We start from the raw sequence: 23,900 nt of genomic DNA on the forward strand, positions 1-23,900 counted from the left end.
GTCGGCGAGGGCGTGTTCGACGGTGATGCGGTCGGATGACCGGCTGTCACGCCCCAACTCGTAAGCCCTCGGCCCGAGGAAGGCGACGAAACGCACCCCCATCGAAGAGACGGGGGTGCGTTCCTCGGCTTCAGCTACTTGAGTGGCGTACCACCGGATTTGCGATACGCGATCGTCTTGCGGATCAGGTTTCCGCCGTCGGACTCGGGCGTCGTCTGCTCCGTCCACCCGGCACCGAACAGGAGGCCGGCGATGTGGGCGTTCGCCACCTGGTCCATGTGGGCGAAGAGCCAGTCCACCTTGTCGTCCTTGAAGTGGCCGGGCGTGTTGTTCTGCGCCATGTTGCCCACGGGGATCTGCCACAGGACCACCGGCTTGCCCACGGACTCGGCCATCGTCTTCCAGAACTTCAGCGAGGCGGCGGCCTTCTTGTCGGTCCAGAACGTGTCACGGCTGCCGTGGGCCGGCTGCGCGTACCAGCCCGCGTCGCGGTCCGACACGTCGGTGACCAGGAAGTCGGCGTTCTTCGCCCCGAGGTCCGCGTAGTCCTTGACGCACTTCTGGACGTCGGTCTCCCAGTCGAAGCAGGAAAGGTGCAGCCCCACGGCGGCGTTCGGCGCGTACTTGTGCGCCATGTGAATCAGGCACTGGGCGAGTCCGGCGGCGCTGTTCTCCTGCGATCCGCAGTCCGTCGGGTTGGCGCGCGAGACCTGCGAGGGAACCTGGTGCAGATTGCCGAGCGACCGGGCGAAGCCCCAGAAGTCGGGCTCCAGGTCGATCATGTCGTGGGACTTGCCGATCTTCTGGAGGAAGAACCGGTAGTCGTTCAGGTACATGGTGAGCAGGTCACGCCTGTTGATGACCTTGACCTCGCCCGGGCCGTCACCCTCGCCTGCCATGTCCCCGAGGTCGCGCAACGAGTACCAGGTCCACAGGTACTTCTGCGGTCGCGACTTGCCCTCGTAGGTCGCCTTGGCCGCCACGCTGTCCTGCCAGGTCACCTGGTTTCCGGGCGCCGTGCTGGTGCCGCCCCAGCAGCCCCACCAGGCCGACCACTCCTCCTTGCAGCGCGATGCCGTATAGGCGGCCGACGAGGGCGCGGGCCGGCTGTGTATGTAGGCGTAGCGCACGTCGAACGGCGCGGCGTTCGCCGAGGCGTCAGTCATCGAACCGCCGATGAACACCTTGTCGCTGCCCATGAAACGTGTCGTCGAGCTGCCGTTGGCGGGGGGTGGGGACGTCGGCGACGACGGGTGGGTACCGCTGGGGGCCGGGCTCGCCGGAGCGCTGCCGCCGGGCGTGGGCGTGCTGCCGGAGTTCCCCGGGTTCCCGGTGCCGCCGGCGACGTTACCGGCCGCGACGAGCTTCCACTGCTGGTTGGCGCGGCCCCGGTCGCGCTTCTGGACGATGTCGCCCCCGTTGGCCTTGGTGGCGTTCTCGACACCCACGACCATGCCGCTGAAGCGATTGACCAGACGCACGTGGCCGTCCGACGACTTGGCCAGTTTGAACTGCTGGTTGGTGCTGTTCAGGTCCTTCCACTGCACGATGGCGGAGCCGGCGGCCTTCGACCAGCCGAAGTCGTCCAGCACCTTGCCGGAGTTGCGGTTCTGCAGCCGGTAGTACCCGTCCCCCGATTCGATGAACCGCCACTGCTGGTTGGCCCCACCTTTACGGCTCCACTGCTCCAGCTTCGCGCCGTCCTTCGTGGCCACGGCGCGGTTGTCCAGCGCCTTGCCGCTGTTGCGGTTGACCAGGACGTACCACTTCTTCAGATTCAGGGTTTCCTGCTCCGCCGAAGCCTGGTTGACCACGACAGCCGAGCCGGCCACGACCACCGTGGCGAGACCCGCCCAGAGACCCCGACGCGCGAGCAACCGACGGCCACGATGCCTCGGGCGATCACCGCGCGCGCCGCCGTCGGCACGACGGCCGCCGACGCGGGACGCCACGGGTGACGTGGGTGGGCCTGGGACATGTCTGTGCTCTCGTTCCTGGGACATGCCTGTGCTCTCGCTTTCAGCCGTTGCATCTGACCGGACCGCTTGGCCGGACAACGCTGAGTGGTCCGAGAGCCCGAAAAGGTTGCCGCGAAGATCCCCCTCACCGCCGGCGACCTGAAATGGCGTCCAAGGGGCGCCGCCCTGGGCGTTCGCTCCCCGCCCTGTCGAAGTGCGTGTGCGGGCGGCTCGTCGGCCCTCGTCTACGATCGGGCCCACTGGGCCGACATCGAGCCCGGCGGTCGGCGCAACGCGTCGCCGCCCCCGTCCCCGGAGGGCAACCGCTTGCCCCGAAAGCCGTGGGCCAATCGCTGCTATCGTGGCGTGCACCTGCCAGCAATGTGCTGGCGTTTCGCCATTTGGGCGCTCATTTCGCAACGTTTCAACGGGGGTTGAACACGTGAAGTCCCGTCACATCCGTGCCGTCGCCGTCTTCGGTATCGCCGTCATCGCCCTCACCGGAGCCCGCGGCTCCGGCGGCGGAGGCTGCTCGGGCGGCTCGTCCTCGTCCAGCTCGTCCAGCTCCAGCGGCGGCTCCAGCACCTCCGGCGGCTCCGACAGCGGTTCCTCGTCCACCTCGGGCGGCAGCACCACCCTGGGGACGGGCGGCTCGTCGAGCTCCAAGCGCGGCGCCGCGAGGGACCTGAAGATCGAGACCTGCACCTACGACAACGGTCTCGTCTCCCGCGTCCGCGCCACCAACAGCAGCTCCAGCGCCACGTACTCCTACACGTTCGACCTGGAGTTCACGGACGCGAGCGGCAGTGTCCTGCACACCGCCGAGGACAACCTCATCCCCTCGGTGCCGCCGGGCGAGTCCGCCACCATCGACGTGAAGGCGCCCGCCGGCGCGGTCGAGGACGGCGGCGCGAGCGGCGGCAGCTGCAAGCTGACCGACCTGGAGCGCTCCTCCTTCTGAGCCCTCCTTCTGGGCCGCCCCGCCCGGGGCTCACCGCACCCGGAACCCGCCCGGTCGGCGTCCGGCGAACAGCTCGGACTGCCGGTCGGCGGGCAGGTTGCCCAGCGAGATCAGGTGCGGCGCGTACGCGAGGGCGTGCGTCCGCGCCGCCTCCCGGGCCGCCCAGCAGGCCCGTACCGTGCCCTGTACGGCCTCCGTCGGGTACCCGGCGACGACCTCCGCGCACCGCACGGCCGCCGCCACCGCCTGCCCCGGTTCCGTCACCTCCGACACCAGCCCCACCTCGTACGCCCGGCGGGCCGACATCCGCTCGGCGGTGCCCATCAGCGCCATGCGGGCCGCCTCCCCGAACGGCATCCGCTGGGCCATGAGGATCGACTCGAAGGCGCTGACCATGCCGTACGCGGTGTGCGGATCGAAGAAGGTGGCCGTCGAGCCCGCGATCACGAACTCCGCCTCGCCCAGCAGATAGAACGCGCCCCCGCAGGCCATGCCGTCGACGGCCGCGATCACCGGCTTCCAGAAGTCGTTCGCCTTCGGGCCGACCGACAGCAGCGGATCGTCGATCGCGTAGGGGGAGCTCGGCTGCGGCACCTCGGCCGCCGTGTCGCGGTCGAGGCCCGTGCAGAAGGCCCGCCCGCCCGCTCCGGTGACGACGACCGCCCGCACGGTGTCGTCGAACCGCAACTCCCGCCAGCGCATGCTCAGTTGCTCCGCCATGTCCGTGTCGATCGCGTTGAGCCTCTCCGGGCGGTCCAGGGTCAGCAGCGCGACGCCCGTGTCCTTGTCGGTGGTCAGGCGCACGGTCACGGCCGCTCCAGAACCCACTGGGGCAGGCCCTCCGGGGTGAATACGGCCTGCACGCGCGCCCCGATGCGGATGCGGTCGGCGGGCACGGAGTCCAGGCGGGCCCCCGGCTCGCTGACCAGGTTGCCGACGAGCCGGATGCGCGGGGCGTCGGCCAGCTCGACGAGGATCACGTTGTAGGGGGCCTGCTCGGCGTAGTCGGGGAGCAGCGGCGGGTGCGGGAACACGTACGACCAGATGCGGCCCCGGCCGCTCACGGGCCGCCACTCGACGGTGAAGGACCGGCAGTGCGGGCAGCAGGGCCGGGGCGGGAAGCGCGGCTCGCCGCAGTCGGCGCAGGACTGGACCCGCAGCTCGCCGCGGGCGGCGTACTCCCAGAACGGGGCGCCGTCGACGTCCACGACCGGTGTCAGCATGCCTTCGTCTCCCTCGCTCGTCCTGCGTCCTTGTCGACTGGCTCAGTTGCGCAGCAGCAGGGCCGAGGTCGGTACGCCCTCGCCCGCCGTCACCAGGCAGGTCGCCGCGCCGGGCACCTGGGCGGTACTCGTGCCGCGCAACTGCCGTACGCCCTCGGTGATCAGGTTGAACCCGTGCACATACGCCTCGCTGAGGCCGCCCCCGGAGGTGTTGAGGGGGAGCCGGCCGCCGATCTCCAGGGCGCCGCCCTCGGTGAAGGCGCCGCCCTCGCCGCGGGCGCAGAAGCCGTAGCCCTCCAGGGAGAGGGGGATGAGGGCGGTGAACGCGTCGTAGATCTGGGCCACGTCGATGTCGTCCGGGGTGAGGTCCGCGTGCTTCCACAGATGCCGGGCGGCGGTCCAGGCGGGGCCGGTCAGCGGGTCGTCGTTCCAGTAGTTGACCATGCCGTGGTGCTGGGCGGGCAGGCCCTGGGCGGCGGAGTGGACGTAGACGGGGGTCCGGCGGCAGTCGCGGGCGCGCTCGGCGGAGACGAGGACGCACGCCAGCGCGCCGTCGGTCTCCAGGCAGTTGTCGAAGAGGCACAGGGGCTCGCTGATCCACCGGGAGGTCATGTACATCTCGCGGGTCAGCGGACGGTCGTACATGATCGCGGCCGGGTTCTGGTTGGCCCGGTTGCGGCAGGCCAGGGCGACGTTGAAGAGGTGGTCGCGGGTGGTGCCGTACTCGTGCATGTGGCGGCGGGCCAGCATGGCTATCTCGTCGGCGGGCCGCAGCAGCCCGAAGGGTCTCGTCCACTGGGCGGGGGTGGGCAGTTGGACCGTGGTGTTCTTCCACGGGCGGGGGCCCGAGCCGCGTTTGCGGGACCGCCAGGCGACGCCGACCGTGGCCTGACCGGTGGCGATCGCGGCAGCCAGGTGCGCGACCGTGGCGCACGAACCGCCGCCGCCGTAACCGACCTTGCTGAAGAAGGTGAGGTCACCGAGGCCGAGGGCCTTGGCCACCTCGACCTCGTCCGTCTCCTCCATCGTGTACGAGGCGAGCGCGTCGACCTCGTCCGGCGCGATCCCGGCGTCGTCCAGCGCCGCGAGGATCGCCCGGCACGCCAACGCCCGTTCGGTCTCCGGGAGGTGTTTGGCGAAGGGGGTCTGGCCGATGCCGACGATCGCTGTCGCGTCCTTGAGCACGGCCATGGGAGCCATGGGGCACACCTCCGCACCGGGGCGTCGCTCGCTGCTGACAGTCCGTCAGCGTACAGCTAATCTGACGGTCAGTCAGCTACAGGGATTTCGGGTACGGAGGCGGGCTGTGCGCGGTGACTCGGAAGGACGCGGCGACGCGGAGGCACGCGGTGACCTGGAGTGGGGGACCATCCCGGGACTGGTCCGCGCCGCCGCCGAGCGGTACGGCGGGACCGAGGCGGTCGTCGAGGGGCGGACACGGGTGTCGTACGCCGAACTCGGCGCCCGCGTCGAACGGGCGGCGGCCGCGTGCGTCGCCGCCGGGGTGCGACCCGGCGACCGGGTGGGCATCTGGGCGCCCAACTCCCTGGACTGGATCACCGCCGCGCTCGGCGCCGTCTGCGCCGGGGCGGTGCTCGTCCCGCTGAACACCCGGTTCAAGGGCACCGAGACCGCGGACGTCCTGGCCCGCAGCCGGGCGAAACTCCTCTTCGTCACCGGCACGTTCCTCGGCACCTCCTACGTGGCGTCGCTGCGGCGGGCGGCCGGGCAGGGGGTGCTGCGGCGGGCGGCGGGTCCGTCGGTGGTGGGCGGCGGACCGCTGCCCGGCCTCCCGCACCTGGAACAGGTCGTCGTCCTCGCCGACGACGCGCCCACCGACTTCCGTACCTGGAAGGACTTCCTCGCCGGCGGCGACGGCATCCCGGCCGCGACGGTACGGGCGCGGGCGGCGGCACTGGACGGCGACGCACCGTCCGACATCATCTTCACCTCCGGCACGACCGGCCGCCCCAAGGGCGCCGTCATCACCCACGCGCAGACCCTGCGCGCCTACGAGGTGTGGTGCCGGCTCGCCGGGCTCCGCCGGGGCGACCGCTATCTGATCGTCAACCCCTTCTTCCACACCTTCGGCTACAAGGCCGGTGTGATCGCCTGCCTCATGCGGGGCGCGACGATGATCCCGCAGCCCGTGTTCAACGTGCGGACGGCCATGGCCAACGTGGCCGCCGAACGCGTCTCCGTCCTCCCCGGCCCGCCGACCCTGCACCAGTCGCTCCTGGACCACCCCGACCGCGACGACTACGACCTCTCCGCCCTCCGCCTCGTCGTCACCGGCGCGGCGGTGGTGCCGCTGCGGCTCGTCGAACGGCTGCGCACGGAACTGCGCGTCGACACCGTCCTCACCGCGTACGGGCTGTCGGAGGCGAGCGGGATCGTCACCATGTGCCGGCGCGGCGACGAGCCCTCGGTGATCGCCTCGACCTCCGGACGGGCGGTCCCCGGCACCGAGGTCAGGGTCGTGGACCCCTCGGGCGCCCCGCTGCCGCCCGGCTCCCCCGGGGAGGTCCTGGTCCGCGGCTTCAACGTCATGCGCGGCTACTTCGAGGACCCCGGCGAGACCGCCCGCGCCGTCACGGACGACGGCTGGCTGCACACGGGCGACGTCGGCGTGCTGGACGAGGCGGGCAACCTCCGCATCACCGACCGGATCAAGGACATGTTCATCGTGGGCGGCTTCAACGCCTACCCCGCCGAGATAGAGCAGCTTCTCGGCCTCCACCCGGACGTCGCCGACGTCGCCGTCATCGGCGTCCCCGACGCCCGCCTCGGGGAGGTCGGCAAGGCGTTCGTCGTCCGCAGGCCGGGCGCTCTGCTGACGGCGGACGACCTGATCGCCTGGTCACGCCGTGAGATGGCCAACTACAAGGTGCCGAGGACGGTCGAGTTCGTCGGCGCCCTGCCGCGGAACGCGAGCGGCAAGGTGGTGAAGGGCGAACTCCGGGCCCGGTGCCGGGCGATCTGATCCGCCCCGGCCCCCGGCGGGCAGCGGCCCCCGACCGCCGCCCGCCCCCCCGATGTCCGCCCCGCACACGACTCGGCCGCGGTGGCTCCCCCTCCGCGCCACCGCGGCCGATCCCCGTCGGGATGGAAGTCCTCCGTGGTCCTACTTGTCGCCGCCGAGGTTGAGCGCCGGCGGGGCAGGGGTGTGCTGGTCGAGCGTGGTGATCTCCGGGTCGGCCGGCGGGGCAGGGGTGTGCTGGTCGAGCTTCCTGGGCTCCGGATCGATGCTCGGCGGGGCCGGGGTGTGCTGGTCCAGCGTGACGATCTCCGGGTCCTGCTTCTTCTCTTCGCTCATAGCTCGAACTCCCCACAAGTGAACACTGCATTCGGGAGGAACGCCCGTTCGGCGGCTCCCCCGACAGGCGTCGCCGAACGAGCGTTCCAGGCGGCCTCAGGGTAGCCGTGAGGCCGGAGAGACCCGTCTGCCCCCCGACACGACGGATCGACTGCTTTCACAGTGGCAGGGCGCCATAAACGTTCGATGAACGACCCCGGAGGACCGGACCCCGTCATGCCGCCGCCAGCGGGCGCAGCAGGTCGCGCACCTCGGCGGCCTCCGGGGAGCGCGAGTCCTCGTAGAGGGTGAGGGCATCGGACCAGCAGGCGCGGGCGCGGTCCGTCTGGCCGAGGGCCAGGAGGGCCTTGCCGAGCAGGGTGAGGGCGTTGGCCCGCATCCAGTCGCCGCCGATGCAGCCGGTGGCCAGGGCCTGTTCGGCGCGCTGGGCCGCCTGCGCGGGGCGGTGGGCGGCGAGGTCGACCTGGGCGATGCGGAAGTGGGTCGTGCCCTCCCAGAGACGCTGACGGCTCTCGGTGAAGAGCTGGAGGGCCGCGTCGAGCTGCTCCAGGGCCTCGGGGAGGCGGCCCGCCTGGGTGAGTACCGTGCCCGAGGCGTAGCGGGCGTTCGCGAGGCGTACGGAGAGGCCCAGCTCGTCGTAGATCTCCACGCCCCGCTGGGCGAGTTCGACGGCCTGGGCGGTGCGGCCCATCGAGGCGAGGGAACGGGACAGGTTGCAGACGGCGCTGGCCTCGCCGGGCTTGTTGCCGTCGGCCTGGAACGCCTCGATGGCTCTGAGCAGGAACGCCTCGGCGTCCGGGAAGCGGGCGGTGCAGTTGGCGATGATGCCCAGCTGGTTGGGGGCGGTGCCGCTCGTCCAGGGGTCGTCGGCGGTTTCGTTGACGCGGTCGGCGCGCCGGGCCTCACGTTCCGCCTCGTCGAACCGGCCCGCCTGGCTGAGGACCTGGGCCAGGGTGATGCGGGCCCTGGTCTCGGCGCGCGCGTCGCCGAGCCGGGCGGCGGCGTCGCGGGCGGCGAGTGCCGTCAGCTCGTAGCGGCGGGAACCGGCCCCGGACTCGGCCAGGTCGATGGTGGCCAGCAGCAGGTCGACGGCGCGGCGGAGGGTGGCCGGGCCGAGGGACTGCTGGACGCAGGCGAGGAGGGGTTCCGCCTCCGCGTGCAGCCAGTCCAGCGCGTCCGAGGCGGAGGCGAACTCCCGCCCCTGGTAACGGCTCTTCTCCAGGTGGGCGACCGTGCGGTCCCCCGGCCGCTCGATGGCGTACACCCGTGCCGCCGTCGCCAGGTAGAAGTCCAGCAGGCGCGACATGGCCGCCTCCCGCTCGCCCGGCGACTGCTCGTCCCGTTCGGCGCACGCACGCGCGTAGAGCCGGACCAGGTCGTGGAAGCGGTAGCGGCCGGGCGCCGCGGACTCCAGGAGGGAGGTGTCGACGAGGATCTCCAGCAGGTCCTCGGTGTCCTCCGGGGGGAGGTCCAGTACGGCGGCCGCGGCGGCGAGCGAGATGTCCGGGCCGTCGGCCAGGCCCAGCAGACGGAAGGCGCGGGCCTGGGCCGGCTCCAGCTGGCCGTAGCCCAGTTCGAAGGTGGCCTTCACAGCCAGGTCGCCGGCCTGGAGCTCGTCCAGCCGCCGCCGTTCGTCGGCGAGCTTGGCCGCGAGCACCGACACCGTCCAGGTCCTGCGCGCGGCGAGGCGGGACGCGGCGATACGGATGGCGAGCGGCAGGAAGCCGCAGGCGGCCACGACGTCGAGGGCTGCCTCCCGCTCGGCGGCGACCCGTTCCTCGCCGACGATCCGGGTGAACAGCTGGAGCGCCTCGTCGGGGGACATGACGTCGAGGTCGACGAGGTGCGCCCCGGCCAGGTCGACCATGCGGACCCGGGCGGTGACGAGGGCCGCACAGCCCGCCGTGCCGGGCAGCAGGGGCCGGACCTGGGCGGCGTCGCGAGCGTTGTCGAGGAGGACCAGGACCCGGCGGCCGTCCAGTACGGACCGGTAGAGCGCGGCCCGCTCCTGAAGCGAGTCGGGGATCGCCGAGTCGGCGGTGCCGAGGGCCCGCAGGAACGAGCCGAGCACGGTCTCCGGGTCGGCGGGCCGGGCACCGGCGCCCTGGAGGTCGACGTAGAGCTGCCCGTCGGGAAAGGCCGGCCGGGCCTGGTGGGCCACGTGCACGGCGAGGGTCGTCTTGCCGACGCCGCCGATGCCCGCGAGCGCGGAGACGGCCATGACCTGGCCCTCGGAGGCGGACGCGGCCGACAGCACCTCGCTCAGCTCGGAGACGAAGGCGGACCGGCCCGTGAAGTCGGGCACGGTGGCGGGGAGCTGTGCGGGGCGCACGGCGCTCGCCGCGGGCTCGGCGGCGAGCGGGGCGGAGGGCTCGGCGAGCGTCGGGTCGGCCCGCAGGATGCGCTGCTGGAGTTCGCGCAGGCCGGGTCGCGGGTCCACGCCGAGTTCGTCGGCGAGCAGGCGGCGGGTGTCGGCGTAGACGGCGAGGGCCTCCGCCTGCCGGCCGCTGCGGTAAAGGGCGAGCATGAGCAGTTCGCGCAGCCGCTCCCGCAGCGGGTGCGCGGCGGTCAGGGCGGTCAGCTCGGACACGGCCTCGGCGTGGCAGCCCTGCTCCAGGTCCATGTCGAGCCGGGACTCCACCAGTTGGAGCCGCCATTCGTCGAGGCGGGCCCGCTGGGTCTCGGCGTACGGCCCGGGGACGCTCGCCAGGACCTCGCCGTCCCACAGGCCGAGCGCCTTGTTCAGCAGTGTGCGGGCCTGGTACAGGTCCCCGGAGCTCTTGGCCTTCTCGGCGTCCGCGGCGAGGTCCTGGGCGACGGTGAGGTCGAGCGCGCCGCCCGACAGGGAGCGGATCGCGTAGCCGCCGGACTCGCTCACCAGCACGTCCGGGGAGAGGGCCTTGCGCAGCCGGGAGGCGTAGGTGCGGACGGCGGCCAGCGCCTGGGAGGGCGGGTCGTCGCCCCAGAGCGCGTCGATCAGTTCGCTCGCGGTGGCGGTACGGCCCTCGCGCAGCAACAGCGCGGCCAGCAGGGCTCGTTGCTGCGGCGAGCCGGTGGCGAGGGGCTCGCTGCCGCGCCAGGCGCGCACGGGTCCGAGCACGCTGAACCGGAGCCCCGTGGCGGTCCCGGCCTCCGGCTCCGGGGCCGCGTGGCCGTCGGGTACCGGGGCCGTGCGGGCGGCCGGGGCCCGGGTCGTATGGCCGTCCGGATCCGGATCCGCGGGTCCGGGCGCCGGCACCGGAATCCCCCCTTCCACGGAACTCCGCTGCTCCGGCACCCGCGTCTCACCAGCCTCCGGCACTCGCGACTCACCGCCCATCGACGCCCCCCAAGGCCACCTGATATCGAGGCCAGTTTGCCTTGTTCATGGCAGATACGTCAGCCGTGCGAGACCCCGATCACAGGGAGCCGGGCGGGATGTCACCAGGTCCACACAACCTCTCCTCGACTCTCCGGGCGCGGGGCAATGACCGACACGGGAGCTGACGATCCGTCAGATCGGCGCTACCGTGGCGCACATGGAGACCATGGAGAGCGAGACGGTATTCCCGAAGATCATCTCCGTCGACGACCACACGGTGGAGCCCCCCAACGTCTGGCAGGACCGGCTCCCGGAGAAGTACCGGGACACAGGCCCCCGCATCGTGCGCGCGCCGCTGAAGGAGATGACCTTCCTCGGCGGCCGCTTCCGGCCCGTCATGGGCGCCCCCGGCGACGACGGCCCCATCGGCGACTGGTGGGTGTACGAGGACCTGCACCGCCCCCTGACCCGCCTCGACACCGCCGTCGGCTACTCCAGGGACGAGATCAAGCTGGAGATCATCACGTACGAGCAGATGCGCCCCGGCTCGTACGACGTGGAGCAGCGCCTCGCCGACATGGACGTCAACCACGTCCAGTCCGCCGTCTGCTTCCCGACCTTCCCGCGCTTCTGCGGCCAGACCTTCACCGAGGCCGCGGACCATGAGCTGGGTCTGCTGGGGGTGCGGGCGTACAACGACTGGATGGTGGAGGAGTGGTGCGGGCCGAAGGCGCGGGGCCGGCTCATCCCGCTCACCCTCATCCCCCTGTGGGACGCCGAACTCGCCGCCGCCGAGGTCCGCCGCAACGCCGCGCGCGGGGTGCGGGCCGTCGCGTTCTCCGAGATACCGCCGTATCTGGGTCTGCCCTCCATCCACACCGACGACTGGGACCCCTTCCTCGCCGCCTGCGACGAGACGGGCACGGTCATCGCGATGCACATCGGCTCCAGCAGCCGGATGCCGTCCACGTCCGCCGACGCGCCGCCCGCCGTCGGCTCCACGATCACCTTCGCCAACTGCTGCTTCTCGATGGTCGACTGGCTGATGAGCGGCAAGTTCGAGCGGTTCCCGAACCTCAAGGTCATGTACGCCGAGGGACAGATCGGGTGGATCCCGTACATCCTGGAGCGGGCGGACGTGGTGTGGGAGGAGAACCGCGGCTGGGGCGGCGTCGCGGACAAGGTCCACCGGCCGCCGTCCGAGCTGTTCGCCGAGCATGTCTTCGGCTGCTTCTTCGACGACGCGTTCGGGCTGCGCAACCTCGACGCCATCGGGGTGGGCAACGTCCTGTACGAGACGGACTACCCGCACTCCGACTCCACCTGGCCCAAGTCGCGGGAGGTCGGCGAGTCCCAGATGGGGCACCTCGCCCCCGACGTCGTCGACCGGATCGTCCGCCGGAACGCGATCGACCTGCTGGGACTGACGGAGGACGGCCTGTGGCCGGGTCCGGGGAGCACGGTGTGAACGGGACCGGAGTCACGGCGTGAAGGGGACCGGGCGGCACGGGGTGCACGAGGTGAACGGGACCGGCGCCTCCCTCCGCTACGGGATGCAGCTGCCCGTCCAGTCGCAGAGCACCCTCTACGCCGAGCCCTGGGAGGCGGACGCCGGACCGGAGGACCTGGCGGAGATCGCGCGGGCCGCCGACCGGGCGGGGTTCGCGTACGTGGCGGTCTGCGACCACGTGGCCGTCCCGCGCCGCCTGGCGCCCGCGATGAGCACGGTCTGGTACGACCCGGTCGCCACGCTCGGCTTCCTCGCCGGGGTCACCGAACGGGTCCGCCTCCTCAGTCATGTCGCCGTCGTCGGCCTGCGCCACCCGCTCGTCACGGCCAAGCAGTACGCCACCCTCGACCACCTCTCCGGGGGCCGGCTGGTCCTCGGGGTGGGCGCGGGGCACGTACGGGAGGAGTTCGAGGCACTGGGGGTCGACTTCGAGCGGCGGGGTGCCGTCCTGGACGAGTGCGTCGACGCGCTGCGGGCCTCGCTGGGCCCGGACGAGTTCCCCTCCCACCACGGCGAGCTGTACGACTTCGAGGACCTGGGCCAGCGGCCCCGCCCGGCGCAGCCACGGGTGCCGCTGTGGGTCGGCGGCTCCTCCCCGGCGGCCGTCCGCCGGGCCGCCGTCCGTGGCGACGGCTGGCTGCCGCAGGGCGACCCGCGCGACCGGCTGCCGGAACAGATCGCCCGGCTGCGGCGACTGCGGCAGGAGGCGGGGGCGACGGGGCCCTTCACGGTCGGCGCGATCACCGAGCCGCTGTACGTGGGGGAGCCGACGTGGGACGTCGGCCGCCGTACGCTCAGCGGCTCACCGGAGGCACTCGCGGAGTCGCTCCGGGCCTACGCGGCGATGGGGGTGGACCAGGTGCAGGTGCGGTTCCGCAGCCGCGGGCGCGCCGAACTCATCGACCAGATGGGCGAGTTCGGGCAGCGAGTGGCTCCGCTGCTGTGACCGGCCGTGCGGGAGCAACCTGTCTGACAGCCAGACAATCTCTTATTGAAACTTCGAACAACTACCGCCCGAGCCGCGTATGTACGTACGTCATGGCTTCGGCGGAAGGACACGCGAAGTGCGATCCCCCCGGCACGTCCTCACTTCCCGGCACCCCGGCACCACCGTTTCCGCAGCCCAGTCGCGTGGGCTGACCGTCGCGCTCGCCTGCGCCGAGGGCGACTGGCCCCACGCCGACTGGCCCGAGCCCGACGATCCGTACGTCACGCGCGCGGTGCCCGTGGACCCGCCCTACCGTGGCCTGCGCGCGTCCGGCGCGGACGCCGTGGTCCTGCGCTGCGCCGACCCGTCCGGCTCCTTGGCCGAACTGCTGAACGCGATGGGGGCCATGAACGCGCCGGTGATCGTGGTGACGCCCCGCAGGGACACCGACACGGTGGTCGAGGTGTTCCGGGGCGGGGCCGGCTATCTGGTCGAGGGCGACTACTGCGCCTGCATGCTCTCCTCGGCCGTCATGGCCGCGACCGTCGGGCACACGTATCTCTCGCCCGTCGCCTGCGCCGCCCTCCGCGACGCGGCCCAGCGGATGCCGGACGGCGGGGAGGCGGTGGAGCGGCTGCGGTCGCTGCTCTCGCCCCGGGAGCGGCAGATCATGGAGCTCCTCTCCACCGGTCTCGGCGCCCAGGAGATCGGGCTGCGGCTGCGGCTGAGCGAGAAGACCGTCCGCAACAACCTCAGCAACATCTACGCCAAGCTCGATGTCCGGGGCGGCACGGAGGCGGTCCTCCGCTGGCTGGGCGCGACCCCCACGGTCCGCGTGTGAACACACCCCTTCGCAGATGAGAACGAGCCTCCGCTTGTTCGCGGAGGCTCGCCCGGATCCAAGCCGACCGGTGGCCGAATGGCACACCGGTCGGCTTTCCCGCCATTTTCTTTTCTCACCCTCTATTGCACGGAGACATCCGAGAGCGATACCTCGACATCGGTCACGTTGTTGCCGCCCTGGCCGAATCCGGGTTCGGCTCGGGCACTGTTCTCGCTGTTGATGACGCCGTTGGCCTGAGGCGATCCGCACTTCACATTGCGCAGCCACAGCCGGCCGTCCGGGGTGCCGCTCTTCAGCAATTGCGGGTAGAAGACGTGCACGGTGGCCGCGCCCTCGCTGGGGGAGAAGAAGACCTTCTGGCCGTCCTGCTCCTCCTTGTACGTGGCCTTCAGGAACCCGCTCACGTCGGTGCGCTTGTGGGACCACATGAAGAAGGCGATGTGGTCCGGCTGCACCGTGTCGCTCCGGGTGAAGGAGAACGAGGACGTGGTGTCGTCGCGCTTGATGTTGATCTCCTGCGACACGAACTTCACGCCGATCTCGAAGAACGAGTTCCCGAGCTTCGTGCTCCCGTCGACGCTGAAGCCGTCCTCGAGCTGGATGACGCGGGTCACGGAGGCCGTTCCGCTGAAGGACTTGGTCGCCGCTGTGGTGCTTCCGCAGTTGTCGCTCACGCTGGTGACCCGCTCGTTGGGGCCGAGGCTGTCCCGCTTGACCTGGACATCGACGAACTCGCAGTTCTCCAGTTTGTCCGAGTCCGTACGACAGTCCGTGGCCACCTCGTCGGGGGTGGCCGCGCCCGCGCTGTACATCAGCGGGACGGCCAGGCCGAGGGCGGCGATCGGGGCCAGCGCGAGGGTGATGCGCTTCTTCTTGCCGCGGTGGCTGCCGCGGCGCCCGGTGTTCGTCATGGGTGTCTCCTGCACGGGTGATCGAGCGGAAAATGCTGGTGGGGAGGTGTTCCCGGGGAGGGGGGAGCACCGTCGGGAGGGGGGAGGCGGTGAGGGATCCCGTGGGGTGTCATCGGGTGCGGGGGACCGGCCGGTGCCGGTCAGCAGTCCTCCAGTACGACCTTGGAGGTGCCGTCCGCGAGTCCGGGCGTGCCCGCGGCGCTCGCCAGGATCACCGGGCCCTCGACGACCTCCTCGGCGACGAGGTTCTGCTCGGGCGTGGGGTTGGTGGCGAAGCCGCCGGGCCTGGCGTCGATGTGCACGCGCCATTCGCCGGTCATGCGCTGGATCTTCGGCGTGAACGTCACGTGCATGACCTTGCCGACGGGCACTTCCCGCTGCTCGGACTCGCTGGCCGTGGCCGTCCTGACGGTCATGTCCAGGGTGCCCTTGTGCTTGACCCAGGAGCCGCTGAGAGCGCCGAAGAGGCCGCCGAGCGCGCCCTGCTGGGTCACGGTGTACTTGCCCTGACCCTGGCCGATCGCCTTCGAGAACTCGGTCGTCACCTTCGCCGGCGCGGTGGCGTTCGGCTCGCAGTTCGGGAAGTCGACGGTCACCTTCTCGGTGGGGCCGTCGAATGTCTCGAATTTGGTCTCGACGAAATCACAGGTGTCGGACTCGAAGCCGTCCCCGAGACCGCCGCGGAAATCGGCGGTGGTCTGCTTCTTCCCGTTCAGTACCGCCGTCCTCTCGCACTTTCTCATGATCTGGTCGGCTGTCAGTTCCTCGGCGGCGTTGGCCGAAGGAAGGAGTACGGTGGCCACGGCCGCGCCCGTGACGAGTGAGGCCCCGATCGCGACGTACCGGACCTTCTTGTTCTTGAGCCGCCTCTTCGCCATCTCGCGTTCACTCCTTGGGGGTGGCTTTACCTTCCGATGGAGGATTATTGGGGTCTGCAAAGACCCTCGACAGAGTCAAATATCCCTACTCGTTGGTCACTTGGGTCGCATATGCAAGCGGTCTGTGCGGACCTGACGGTTCGTCAGTTCAGCGGTACGCTGACCTCGGCCAATGCCGCGCGAAGGGAGTCCACATGGGCAAGCTCGACGGACGTGTCGTCCTCGTCACAGGCGCCGCACGGGGTCAGGGGGAGCAGGAGGCCCGGCTGTTCCGGGAGGAAGGCGCCCGGGTCGTCGTCGCCGACGTCCTCGACGACCAGGGCGAGGCCCTCGCCAAGGAGATCGGCGCCCTCTACGTCCACCTGGATGTGGGCCGCGAGGAGGACTGGACGGCCGCCGCGGCCGCCGCCAAGGAGGCGTACGGCCGGGTCGACGGGCTCGTCAACAACGCCGGAGTCCTGCGCTTCAACGCCCTCGTCGACACCTCCCTCGACGAGTTCATGCGGGTCGTGCAGGTCAACCAGGTCGGCGTCTTCCTCGGGATCAGGACCCTGGCCCCCGAGATCGAGGCGGCCGGCGGCGGCACCATCGTCAACACCGCGTCCTACACGGGCCTGACCGGCATGGCGTACGTGGGCGCCTATGCCGCCACCAAGCACGCCATCGTCGGCCTGACCCGGGTCGCCGCGCTGGAGCTGGCCCGCAAGGGCATCCGGGTCAACGCCGTCTGTCCCGGCGCCGTCGACACCGCGATGACCGATCCGGGGGAGGGGGTGTCCGCCGAGGCCGTCGACAAGCTCTACCGCAAGCGCATCCCGCTCGGGCGGATCGGCAGGCCCGAGGAGGTGGCCCGCCTGGCGCTGTTCCTGTCCTGCGAGGACTCGTCGTACATCACCGGCCAGCCCTTCGTGGTCGACGGCGGATGGCTGGCCGGGGTCAGCCTCCTCTGAACCCCGGCCGGCGGCACAGCTGACGGCCCATCAGCTATTGACGCTCCACGGGGCCGGTGGAACAGTCGGCCGTACCAGAATCTGACGCACTGTCAGGAACGGCTGTGCCGCCGGCGCGGCCACGGGCTGTGGGGACGGTGAACCTCCTTGGAATTCGGGCTCTTTGTACAGGGATACGTGGGAAAGCGGGCCGAGACCGACCCCCTCGCGGAGCACAAGGCGCTGATGGAGGAGACCGAGTACGTCATCCAGGCGGACAGGTCCGGCTTCAAGTACGCCTGGGCCTCCGAGCACCACTTCCTGGAGGAGTACTCGCACCTGTCCGCCAACGACGTCTTCCTCGGCTACCTCGCGCACGCCACCGAGCGGATCCACCTCGGCTCCGGCATCTTCAACCCGCTGGCCCAGGTCAACCACCCGGTGAAGGTCGCCGAGAAGGTCGCCATGCTCGACCACCTCTCCGAGGGGCGCTTCGAGTTCGGCAGCGGCCGCGGCGCCGGCTCCCACGAGATCCTCGGGTTCATCCCCGGCGTGACCGACATGAACTTCACCAAGGAGATCTGGGAGGAGACCATCGCCGAGTTCCCCAAGATGTGGCTCCAGGACGAGTACGCGGGCTTCCAGGGCAAGCACTGGTCGCTGCCGCCGCGCAAGGTCCTGCCCAAGCCGTACGGGAAGTCCCACCCCGCGATGTGGTACGCCGCCGGGTCGCCGCCGTCGTACGCCATGGCGGCGCGCAAGGGGCTCGGGGTGCTCGGTTTCAGCGTGCAGAAGGTCTCCGACATGGAGTGGGTGCTGGAGCAGTACAAGACCGCGGTCGTCGACGCCGAACCCGTCGGCGACTTCGTCAACGACAACGTCATGGTGACCACCACGGCGATCTGCGCGCCGACGCACGAGGAGGCCGTACGGATCGCCGTGGACGGCGGCCTGCATTACCTGCCGTCGCTGGTGTTCCGCTACCACGACACCTTCCCCCGCCCCGAGGGGTTCCCGGTGTGGCCCGAGACGCTGCCGCCGTACGACGAGGAGTTCATCGAGCTGCTCATCGCCGAGGAACTGCTGATCTGCGGGGACCCGGACGAGGTGCTCACCCAGTGCAAGCGGTGGGAGCAGGCCGGCGCGGACCAGCTGAGCTTCGGACTGCCGGTGGGGGTGCCCAAGGAGGAGACCCTCCAGACCATCCGGCTCGTCGGTGAGCACGTCATCCCGAAGATCGACACCGACCCCGTGCACCGGACGTCACGGTTCCGGGCGGCCGGGTGAGGCTGCCCCCGACGGCACGGGCGGCACCCACCCCTCACCAGGCACCCGGAAGGAGCGAGGCATGCTCGACCATGTCATCAAAGGCGTGACCGTCGTCGACGGGACCGGCGCCCCCGCCCACACCGCCGACGTCGGCCTGCGCGACGGCCGTATCGCCGTCATCGGCACCGTCACCGAACAGGCCCGTACCTCCGAGGACGCGGCGGGGCTCGTCCTCGCCCCCGGCTTCGTCGACCCGCACACCCACTACGACGCACAGCTGTTCTGGGACCCGTACGCCACCCCCTCCCTCAACCACGGGGTGACCACGGTCGCCGGCGGGAACTGCGGGTTCACGCTGGCACCGCTCCACCCCGACCGGCCCGAGGACGCCGACTACACGCGGCGGATGATGTCCAAGGTCGAGGGGATGTCGCTGGTCGCGCTGGAGGAGGGCGCGCCCTGGAGCTGGCACGGCTTCGGCGAGTACCTGGACGCCCTCGACGGGCGGATCGCCGTGAACGCCGGGTTCATGGTGGGGCACTGCGCGCTGCGCAGGTACGTGATGGGGCCCGACGCGATCGGCGGGCAGCCGACCGAGGCGCAACTCGCCGACATGGTCCGGCTGCTGCACGAGGCGATGGAGGCGGGCGCCTGGGGGCTGTCGACCACCCAGTCGTCCTCGCACAGCGACGGCGACGGCAAGCCCGTGGCGTCCCGGCACGCCCGGCCGGCCGAGCTGATCGCGCTGTCGCGGGCCGTGGGCGAGCACGAGGGCACCCAGATCGAGGCGATCGTCGCGGGCTGCCTCAACCAGTTCAGCGACGACGAGATCGACCTCTTCGTGGAGATGAGCGCGGTCGCGGGACGCCCCCTGAACTGGAACGTCCTCACGATCGACGCGGCCGTCCCCGAGCGGGTGCCGAGGCAGCTGGAGGCCAGCGAGCGGGCCCGCAAGGCCGGCGGCAGGGTGGTCGCCCTGACCATGCCGATCCTCACCCCCATGAACATGTCGCTCGGCACCTTCTGCGCGCTCAACCTGATCCCCGGGTGGGGCCCGGTCCTCGGTCTGCCCGTGCCCGAGCGGATCGAGCGGCTGCGCGACCCGGAGGTCCGCGCCGAACTGCTGCGGCGCGCCCGCAGCAAGGAGGCGGGCGTCTTCCGGCGGCTCGCCGACTTCGGCCGGTACGTCATCGGGGACACCTACAGCGCCGCCAACGAAGGCCTCACGGGGCGGGTCGTCAAGGACATCGCCGCCGAACGCGGCCAGGACCCCTTCCACTGCCTGGTGGAGATCTGCGCCGCCGACGACCTGCGCACGGTGCTGTGGCCCATGCCCACCGACAACGACCCCGCGTCCTGGGCGCTGCGCGCCGAGACCTGGCGGCACGAGGACGTCCTCCTCGGCGGCTCCGACGCCGGCGCCCACCTGGACCGCATGTGCGGCGCCCCGTACACCACCCGGTTCCTCGGGGACTGTCTGCGCGGCCGGCGGCTCGTCGGCCTCGAACAGGCGGTCAAGATGCTGACCGACGACCCCGCGCGGCTCTTCGGGCTCCGTGAACGCGGCCGGATCGCGGAGGGCTGGCATGCCGACCTCGTCCTCTTCGACCCGGAGCGGGTCGACGCCGGCAAGGCCACCCTGGTGCACGACCTGCCGGGTGACAGCCCGCGCCTGGACTCCAAGGCCATCGGCGTACGGGCGGTCTGGGTCAACGGCGTCGAGACGATCCGCGACGACGAGGTGACCGGCGCCGTGCCCGGCAAGGTCCTGCGGTCGGGCCGCGACACCCGCACGGTGAGCACGAGGTGAACGCCGGGGCGGGCTCCCCGGAGCGGCAGCGGCTGTTCATCGGCGGCTCCTGGGTGGAGCCCGACGACGGGCACTACGAGGTGATCGACCCGGCGACCGAGACGGTCGTCGGGCTGGCGCCGGAAGCCTCGCGGGACCAGGTGCACGCGGCCGCCGCAGCGGCCCGCGAGGCGTTCGGGGCGTGGTCGCGGACCTCCCCCGACGAGCGGGCCGCCGTCCTGGCCCGCACGGCGGAGCTGATCCGCGCCCGGCTCGTCCCGTACGCCGACCTCGCCGGAGCCGAGTCCGGCGCGACGACCGGCACCGCGCGGGGCATGCAGGTCGGGGTGGCCGCCGCCCGCTTCCAGCGCTACGCCAGGCCCGAACCGGTGGAGGAGCCCATCGCCCCCCAGGTCAACGAGGCGGGCCCCTTCGGCCGGGCGGCGGTGATGGGCGCTCTCGCCGTACGGCAGCCGGTGGGCGTCGTCACCTGCGTCACCTCGTACAACAACCCCTGGGCCAACCCGGCGGGCAAGATCGCGCCCGCCCTGGCCATGGGCAACACGGTCGTGGTGAAACCCGCCCCCCAGGACCCGCTGTCCGTGTACCGCATGGCGGAGGCCCTGGAGGAGGCCGGTGCCCCGCCGGGCGTCGTGAACGTGGTGAGCGGCGCCGGCCCGGGTGTCGGCGAGGCGGCCGTGGACTCGCCCGAGGTCGACATGGTCAGCTTCACCGGCTCCACGGCGGTCGGCCGGCGGATCGCGGAGGTCTGCGGGCGCGACATGAAACGCCAGCTGATGGAGCTGGGCGGCAAGGGCGCGGCGATCGTCTTCGACGACGCGGACGTGCCGTCGGCCGTGGCCGGGATCGGCACGACCTTCTCCTTCTACAGCGGCCAGATCTGCACGGCGCCGACGAGGGTCCTCGCCCAGCGGGGCGTCTACGACCAGGTGGTGACGCGGCTCGCCGCGTACGCGGACCGACTGCCGGTCGGCGACCCCCGCGCCCGGGGCACGGTCGTCGGCCCCGTGATCTCGGCGGCCCACCGCGACCGCGTCGAGGCGTACGTCGAACTGGGCCGCAAGGAGGGAGCCCGCGTGGTCACCGGCGGCGAACGCCCGCCGCTCGACCGGGGCTTCTACGTCGCCCCCACGCTCCTCGCCGACTGCACCCCCGACATGCGGGTCGTCCGCGAGGAGATCTTCGGCCCGGTCGTGGTCGTCCTGCCCTTCGACGACGAGGAGGACGCCGTGAGGCTCGCCGACGCCACCGACTACGGCCTCATCGACTACGTCTGGTCCGGCGACGTGGCCCGCGCCTTCCGCGTGGCCCGGCGCCTGCGCGCGGGCGGCGTCGGCGTGAACACGGTCGGCCGCAACATGGAGGCGCCGTTCGGCGGCTTCAAGAAGAGCGGAGTGGGACGCGACGTGGGGTCGTACGCCCTGCACGCGTACAGCGAGTTGCAGGCGATCGTCTGGGCGGGGTGAGGGAGCGGACGGGACGGCGGCCACCGGTTGTCAACTGCGGTCTCTCCCGCCGGACTTGCCGCGCCGCAATGATGTTCGAACGCAGTCACTGTCGACGTCATGGCGTTGGCCGGTGGGCGGGCTCGTGGTGGCCGGTGCGGGTGCCCTGTTCGTGCCGATCGGCGGACTGATCCGGGCCCATCTGCTCATCCCGACGGCCGCCTCCACCCGGCGGCTCCTCACCCGGTGGCGGAAATCGCGGGCGGGCAGCGACGCGTGACACGTAGCATCCGGCAGCATCCGGCACGGACCACGGAAGGGGGCGAGGGCATGGCGACGACCCGGCCGCTTCTCTACCTCGACGTGGACGGGCCGCTGAACCCGTACGCGGCGAAGCCGGAGCGACGGCCCGCCGGGTACACCACCCACCGGATGAAGCCGGACGGCTGGATCGCCCGGCATCCGGGACAGTCCCCGGCGGAGGTGAAGCCGCTGCGGGTCTGGCTCAACGAGGCCCACGGCCCCGAACTCCGCGCGCTGGCCGCACGGTTCGACCTGACCTGGGCGACGACCTGGGGCGGCGAGGCCAACACGTTCATCGCTCCCGTCCTCGGCCTGCCGGAGCTGCCGGTGGTGGAGTGGCCGGCCGGTACGCCGCCGACCACGACCGACCGCTCGGGCCTCTTCTGGAAGACCCGTCACCTCGTCGCCCACGCCGCAGGCCGCCCCTTCGCCTGGGTCGACGACGAACTCGGCACCCGGGACCGCGCGCACGTGACCGTCCACCACAAGGCCCCCGCGCTGCTGCTGCACATCGACCCCCGGCTCGGTCTGCGCACCCCCGACTTCACCGCGCTCGCGGACTTCGCCGACGGGGTGTGAGGAGGCGGGGCGCGCGGGCCGGGTGCTGTGCGCGGGCCTTGTGGCCGGGCTGGGTCAGGGCGTGCGGTCGGCGGCCGGGGGAGCGTCCCGGCCGACCGTCAGGGACCAGTGGACGGAGCCGGAGGAGGCAGGGGTGGCGGTGACCGCGACGGTGCCCGCGTCCCGTGCGTGGGAGACGGCGAACTCGTGCTGGACGGTGCTGGTGTCACCGGCCCGGCACTCCACGGGGAAGTCGGCCGCGACGGGCCGCAGCCGGACGGTGAGCCGTCCCTCGCCGTGACACCGCACGGCGACGACCAGGGCGTCACCGTCGCCCTTCCCCGCCTTCGGGAACTCCAGGGCCCGGCTGTCCCGGGTCCCGTCCTGGCGGACGATGACCTTGCCGCCGGCCAGCTCAGGCGCCGTGAGGTCCGCCGGCTGCGTCACCTTCGCCTGGCGCTGCCCGGACGACCGTACGGGCGGCTGGGAGGCCGTGGCTTCGGACGTGGTGGTGACGGCGGACGAGCAGGCGGTGACGGTGGCGGCGAGCAGGACGGCGGTCGCCGGCAGGGTGAGGGCGGAGCGGGTGCGGTACGACATGGAGAACCCCCCGTGAGTCAGGTCGGTCCGCGGACGGCGCAGGGCGCGGTGCGTGGTGAGTGGTGCGCAGCGCCTGGCGTGTCCGGCGGACGAGATGGCGATCGTGACACCGGGGGACGGCGGGGGGCCAGGCCGGGGCGGGGGTTCAGAGCTTGATCTGAGGTTGGCGGGTCGGCGGCGAGCCGGGCGTCGAGGCGGCGCGGCTCACCGGAGGGTGAGGCGGGCGATCTTCCCCGTCTCCAGGGCGGTCCACAGCGCGCCGTCCGGGCCGGCGGTGATGCCGTGCGGTTCGGAGGACGGGGTGGGGAGGTCGTACTCCTCGATGTGGCCGTCGGGGGTGATCCGGCCGACGCGGTTGGCGCCCCACTCGGTGAACCAGCAGGCGGGGTCGGGCGTACCGGCGGTGGTGATGGCGTGGGGGCGGGCCGTGCGGTCCGGGAGCGGGAACTCGTCGACCTTCCCGTCGGGCGTGATCCGTCCGATCTGCCCCGCCCCGATCTCCACGAACCACAGGGCCCCGTCCCCACCGGCGGTGATCCCGACCGGCGCGGCGCCCGGCGTGGGCAGCGGATGGACGGTGACATCGCCGGCCGGGGAGATCGCGCCGATCGCGTTCGCCTGGTTCATCGTGAACCACAGCCGGTCGTCACCGTCCGGCCCGGCGGTGACGGCCGACGCGAAGGCTCCGGTCAGCGGCAGCGGGAACTCGGTCACCTCGCCGTCCGGTGTGATCCGCCCGATGCGGTCGGCGCCCGTCTCGGTGAACCAGAGCGCGCCGTCCCGGCCGGCCGCGATCCCGAACGGGCCCGCCTCCGGGGTCGGCAGCGCGAACGAGTCGACGACACCGGCCGTGGTGATCCGCCCGATCCGGTGCCCCCGGAACTCCGTGAACCACAGCGTGTCGCCCTCCGGGCCCGGAGTGATCAGTGAGGGGCCGCCCGAGGCGGGATCGAGGGGGTACGAGGTGCTCTCCCCGTCGGCCGTCAGCCGCCCGATCCGCCCCGCGTGGACCAAGGTGAACCACAGTGCGCCGTCCGGCCCGGTGGTGATCCCGTAGGGCCCCGCTTCGGGCTCGGAGACGACGAACTCCGTGACGGAGGCGGACGTGACGTGCTCAGACATGACGGGCCCTTCCCGGGTCGGTGATCCACACGCG

21 protein-coding genes are annotated in these 23,900 nt (G+C 71.9%); 11 read left to right on the plus strand and 10 right to left on the minus strand.

The features are described from left to right. Nucleotides 1–134: 134 nt before the first annotated feature. Nucleotides 135–1,877 carry an RICIN domain-containing protein gene (locus ACZ4Z2_RS03275; protein WP_468071827.1) on the minus strand — a complete coding sequence of 581 codons (1,743 nt, stop codon included), beginning with the start codon at nucleotides 1,875–1,877 and terminating at the stop codon, nucleotides 135–137. A 523-nt stretch (nucleotides 1,878–2,400) separates the two neighbouring features. On the opposite strand from ACZ4Z2_RS03275, the gene ACZ4Z2_RS03280 reads away from it, so the two are divergent. Continuing rightward, nucleotides 2,401–2,919 (plus strand): hypothetical protein, encoded by a 519-nt coding sequence (locus ACZ4Z2_RS03280; protein ID WP_468071829.1) that lies wholly within the window; start codon nucleotides 2,401–2,403, stop codon nucleotides 2,917–2,919. Between the two features lie 30 nt (nucleotides 2,920–2,949). Here the strand turns inward: ACZ4Z2_RS03280 and ACZ4Z2_RS03285 are convergent, their stop codons facing one another. From ACZ4Z2_RS03285 to ACZ4Z2_RS03295, 3 genes are read right to left on the minus strand one after another with little or no spacing between them, the layout of a single operon-like run. Next, nucleotides 2,950–3,729 carry an enoyl-CoA hydratase/isomerase family protein gene (locus ACZ4Z2_RS03285; RefSeq protein ID WP_468071831.1) on the minus strand — a complete coding sequence of 260 codons (780 nt, stop codon included), beginning with the start codon at nucleotides 3,727–3,729 and terminating at the stop codon, nucleotides 2,950–2,952. After that, on the minus strand, nucleotides 3,726–4,142 hold the full coding sequence (locus ACZ4Z2_RS03290; protein WP_468071833.1) for a Zn-ribbon domain-containing OB-fold protein: 417 nt from the start codon (nucleotides 4,140–4,142) through the stop codon (nucleotides 3,726–3,728). Before ACZ4Z2_RS03290 ends, ACZ4Z2_RS03285 begins: the two co-directional genes overlap by 4 nt. A 42-nt stretch (nucleotides 4,143–4,184) precedes the next feature. Then, entirely contained in the window at nucleotides 4,185–5,333 is a 1,149-nt protein-coding gene (locus ACZ4Z2_RS03295; RefSeq protein ID WP_468072327.1) for a lipid-transfer protein, read from the minus strand. A 115-nt stretch (nucleotides 5,334–5,448) separates the two neighbouring features. Between ACZ4Z2_RS03295 and ACZ4Z2_RS03300 the strand changes: the two genes are divergently transcribed. Further along, nucleotides 5,449–7,125, plus strand: a complete 1,677-nt coding sequence (locus ACZ4Z2_RS03300) for a FadD3 family acyl-CoA ligase (protein WP_468071835.1) — start codon at nucleotides 5,449–5,451, stop codon at nucleotides 7,123–7,125. Nucleotides 7,126–7,266: 141 nt separating this feature from the next. On the opposite strand, the gene ACZ4Z2_RS03305 is transcribed toward ACZ4Z2_RS03300, so the two are convergent. Together ACZ4Z2_RS03305 and afsR are read right to left on the minus strand one after the other, a co-directional pair. Beyond that, the gene (locus ACZ4Z2_RS03305; protein WP_468071837.1) at nucleotides 7,267–7,458 is read right to left on the minus strand and encodes a sigma-like protein; all 192 of its coding nucleotides are present in this window, start codon (nucleotides 7,456–7,458) and stop codon (nucleotides 7,267–7,269) included. A 214-nt stretch (nucleotides 7,459–7,672) separates the two neighbouring features. Beyond that, complete coding sequence (afsR, locus tag ACZ4Z2_RS03310; protein WP_468071839.1) at nucleotides 7,673–10,777, minus strand: SARP-family global regulator AfsR; 3,105 nt, start codon at nucleotides 10,775–10,777, stop codon at nucleotides 7,673–7,675. A gap of 199 nt (nucleotides 10,778–10,976) precedes the next feature. Between afsR and ACZ4Z2_RS03315 the strand changes: the two genes are divergently transcribed. The 3 genes from ACZ4Z2_RS03315 (at nucleotide 10,977) to ACZ4Z2_RS03325 (ending at nucleotide 14,038) form a co-directional block, all read left to right on the plus strand. Then, complete coding sequence (locus ACZ4Z2_RS03315) at nucleotides 10,977–12,227, plus strand: amidohydrolase family protein (RefSeq protein ID WP_468071841.1); 1,251 nt, start codon at nucleotides 10,977–10,979, stop codon at nucleotides 12,225–12,227. Between the two features lie 85 nt (nucleotides 12,228–12,312). Then, nucleotides 12,313–13,215: an LLM class F420-dependent oxidoreductase gene (locus ACZ4Z2_RS03320; RefSeq protein ID WP_468072329.1), complete on the plus strand. Its 903-nt coding sequence runs from the start codon at nucleotides 12,313–12,315 to the stop codon at nucleotides 13,213–13,215. A 118-nt stretch (nucleotides 13,216–13,333) separates the two neighbouring features. Beyond that, the gene (locus tag ACZ4Z2_RS03325; protein WP_468071843.1) at nucleotides 13,334–14,038 is read left to right on the plus strand and encodes a LuxR C-terminal-related transcriptional regulator; all 705 of its coding nucleotides are present in this window, start codon (nucleotides 13,334–13,336) and stop codon (nucleotides 14,036–14,038) included. Between the two features lie 122 nt (nucleotides 14,039–14,160). On the opposite strand, the gene ACZ4Z2_RS03330 is transcribed toward ACZ4Z2_RS03325, so the two are convergent. Together ACZ4Z2_RS03330 and ACZ4Z2_RS03335 are read right to left on the minus strand one after the other, a co-directional pair. Next, on the minus strand, nucleotides 14,161–14,952 hold the full coding sequence (locus ACZ4Z2_RS03330; protein ID WP_468071845.1) for a hypothetical protein: 792 nt from the start codon (nucleotides 14,950–14,952) through the stop codon (nucleotides 14,161–14,163). A gap of 140 nt (nucleotides 14,953–15,092) precedes the next feature. Next, on the minus strand, nucleotides 15,093–15,830 hold the full coding sequence (locus ACZ4Z2_RS03335) for a hypothetical protein (protein ID WP_468071847.1): 738 nt from the start codon (nucleotides 15,828–15,830) through the stop codon (nucleotides 15,093–15,095). Between the two features lie 194 nt (nucleotides 15,831–16,024). Here ACZ4Z2_RS03335 and ACZ4Z2_RS03340 point away from each other — a divergent pair, with 194 nt between their 5' ends. The 6 genes from ACZ4Z2_RS03340 to ACZ4Z2_RS03365 all read left to right on the plus strand — a co-directional run bounded on the left by ACZ4Z2_RS03340 (nucleotide 16,025) and on the right by ACZ4Z2_RS03365 (nucleotide 22,165). Continuing rightward, nucleotides 16,025–16,780: an SDR family NAD(P)-dependent oxidoreductase gene (locus ACZ4Z2_RS03340; protein WP_468071849.1), complete on the plus strand. Its 756-nt coding sequence runs from the start codon at nucleotides 16,025–16,027 to the stop codon at nucleotides 16,778–16,780. Nucleotides 16,781–16,927: 147 nt separating this feature from the next. Next, nucleotides 16,928–18,046 carry an LLM class flavin-dependent oxidoreductase gene (locus ACZ4Z2_RS03345; protein ID WP_468071851.1) on the plus strand — a complete coding sequence of 373 codons (1,119 nt, stop codon included), beginning with the start codon at nucleotides 16,928–16,930 and terminating at the stop codon, nucleotides 18,044–18,046. A 61-nt stretch (nucleotides 18,047–18,107) separates the two neighbouring features. Next, nucleotides 18,108–19,838, plus strand: a complete 1,731-nt coding sequence (locus ACZ4Z2_RS03350; protein ID WP_468071853.1) for an N-acyl-D-amino-acid deacylase family protein — start codon at nucleotides 18,108–18,110, stop codon at nucleotides 19,836–19,838. Then, nucleotides 19,835–21,304 carry an aldehyde dehydrogenase family protein gene (locus ACZ4Z2_RS03355; RefSeq protein ID WP_468071855.1) on the plus strand — a complete coding sequence of 490 codons (1,470 nt, stop codon included), beginning with the start codon at nucleotides 19,835–19,837 and terminating at the stop codon, nucleotides 21,302–21,304. The genes ACZ4Z2_RS03350 and ACZ4Z2_RS03355 overlap by 4 nt, the downstream gene beginning before the upstream one ends. A 112-nt stretch (nucleotides 21,305–21,416) precedes the next feature. Continuing rightward, nucleotides 21,417–21,563: a hypothetical protein gene (locus ACZ4Z2_RS03360; RefSeq protein ID WP_468071857.1), complete on the plus strand. Its 147-nt coding sequence runs from the start codon at nucleotides 21,417–21,419 to the stop codon at nucleotides 21,561–21,563. Nucleotides 21,564–21,613: 50 nt separating this feature from the next. After that, nucleotides 21,614–22,165 carry an HAD domain-containing protein gene (locus tag ACZ4Z2_RS03365; protein WP_468071859.1) on the plus strand — a complete coding sequence of 184 codons (552 nt, stop codon included), beginning with the start codon at nucleotides 21,614–21,616 and terminating at the stop codon, nucleotides 22,163–22,165. Between the two features lie 54 nt (nucleotides 22,166–22,219). Here ACZ4Z2_RS03365 and ACZ4Z2_RS03370 read toward each other — a convergent pair whose 3' ends face one another. Further along, nucleotides 22,220–22,744, minus strand: coding sequence for a hypothetical protein (locus ACZ4Z2_RS03370; protein ID WP_468071861.1), 525 nt, complete (start codon nucleotides 22,742–22,744; stop codon nucleotides 22,220–22,222). 204 nt (nucleotides 22,745–22,948) lie between these two features. Further along, nucleotides 22,949–23,866: a Vgb family protein gene (locus tag ACZ4Z2_RS03375; protein ID WP_468071863.1), complete on the minus strand. Its 918-nt coding sequence runs from the start codon at nucleotides 23,864–23,866 to the stop codon at nucleotides 22,949–22,951. Between the last annotated feature and the right edge of the window lie 34 nt (nucleotides 23,867–23,900).

This window comes from Streptomyces sp. NPDC030183, from assembly GCF_055573455.1.

Bases quoted from the DNA above. Each gene is read 5' to 3' on its own strand.
- ACZ4Z2_RS03290 (WP_468071833.1), bottom strand. From the start codon at position 4,142: ATGCTGACACCGGTCGTGGACGTCGACGGCGCCCCGTTCTGGGAGTAC.
- ACZ4Z2_RS03295 (WP_468072327.1), bottom strand. From the start codon at position 5,333: ATGGCCGTGCTCAAGGACGCGACAGCGATCGTCGGCATCGGCCAGACC.
- ACZ4Z2_RS03305 (WP_468071837.1), bottom strand. From the start codon at position 7,458: ATGAGCGAAGAGAAGAAGCAGGACCCGGAGATCGTCACGCTGGACCAG.
- afsR (WP_468071839.1), bottom strand. From the start codon at position 10,777: ATGGGCGGTGAGTCGCGAGTGCCGGAGGCTGGTGAGACGCGGGTGCCG.
- ACZ4Z2_RS03315 (WP_468071841.1), top strand. From the start codon at position 10,977: ATGGAGACCATGGAGAGCGAGACGGTATTCCCGAAGATCATCTCCGTC.
- ACZ4Z2_RS03320 (WP_468072329.1), top strand. From the start codon at position 12,313: ATGCAGCTGCCCGTCCAGTCGCAGAGCACCCTCTACGCCGAGCCCTGG.
- ACZ4Z2_RS03330 (WP_468071845.1), bottom strand. From the start codon at position 14,952: ATGACGAACACCGGGCGCCGCGGCAGCCACCGCGGCAAGAAGAAGCGC.
- ACZ4Z2_RS03335 (WP_468071847.1), bottom strand. From the start codon at position 15,830: ATGGCGAAGAGGCGGCTCAAGAACAAGAAGGTCCGGTACGTCGCGATC.
- ACZ4Z2_RS03340 (WP_468071849.1), top strand. From the start codon at position 16,025: ATGGGCAAGCTCGACGGACGTGTCGTCCTCGTCACAGGCGCCGCACGG.
- ACZ4Z2_RS03350 (WP_468071853.1), top strand. From the start codon at position 18,108: ATGCTCGACCATGTCATCAAAGGCGTGACCGTCGTCGACGGGACCGGC.
- ACZ4Z2_RS03365 (WP_468071859.1), top strand. From the start codon at position 21,614: ATGGCGACGACCCGGCCGCTTCTCTACCTCGACGTGGACGGGCCGCTG.
- ACZ4Z2_RS03370 (WP_468071861.1), bottom strand. From the start codon at position 22,744: ATGTCGTACCGCACCCGCTCCGCCCTCACCCTGCCGGCGACCGCCGTC.
- ACZ4Z2_RS03375 (WP_468071863.1), bottom strand. From the start codon at position 23,866: ATGTCTGAGCACGTCACGTCCGCCTCCGTCACGGAGTTCGTCGTCTCC.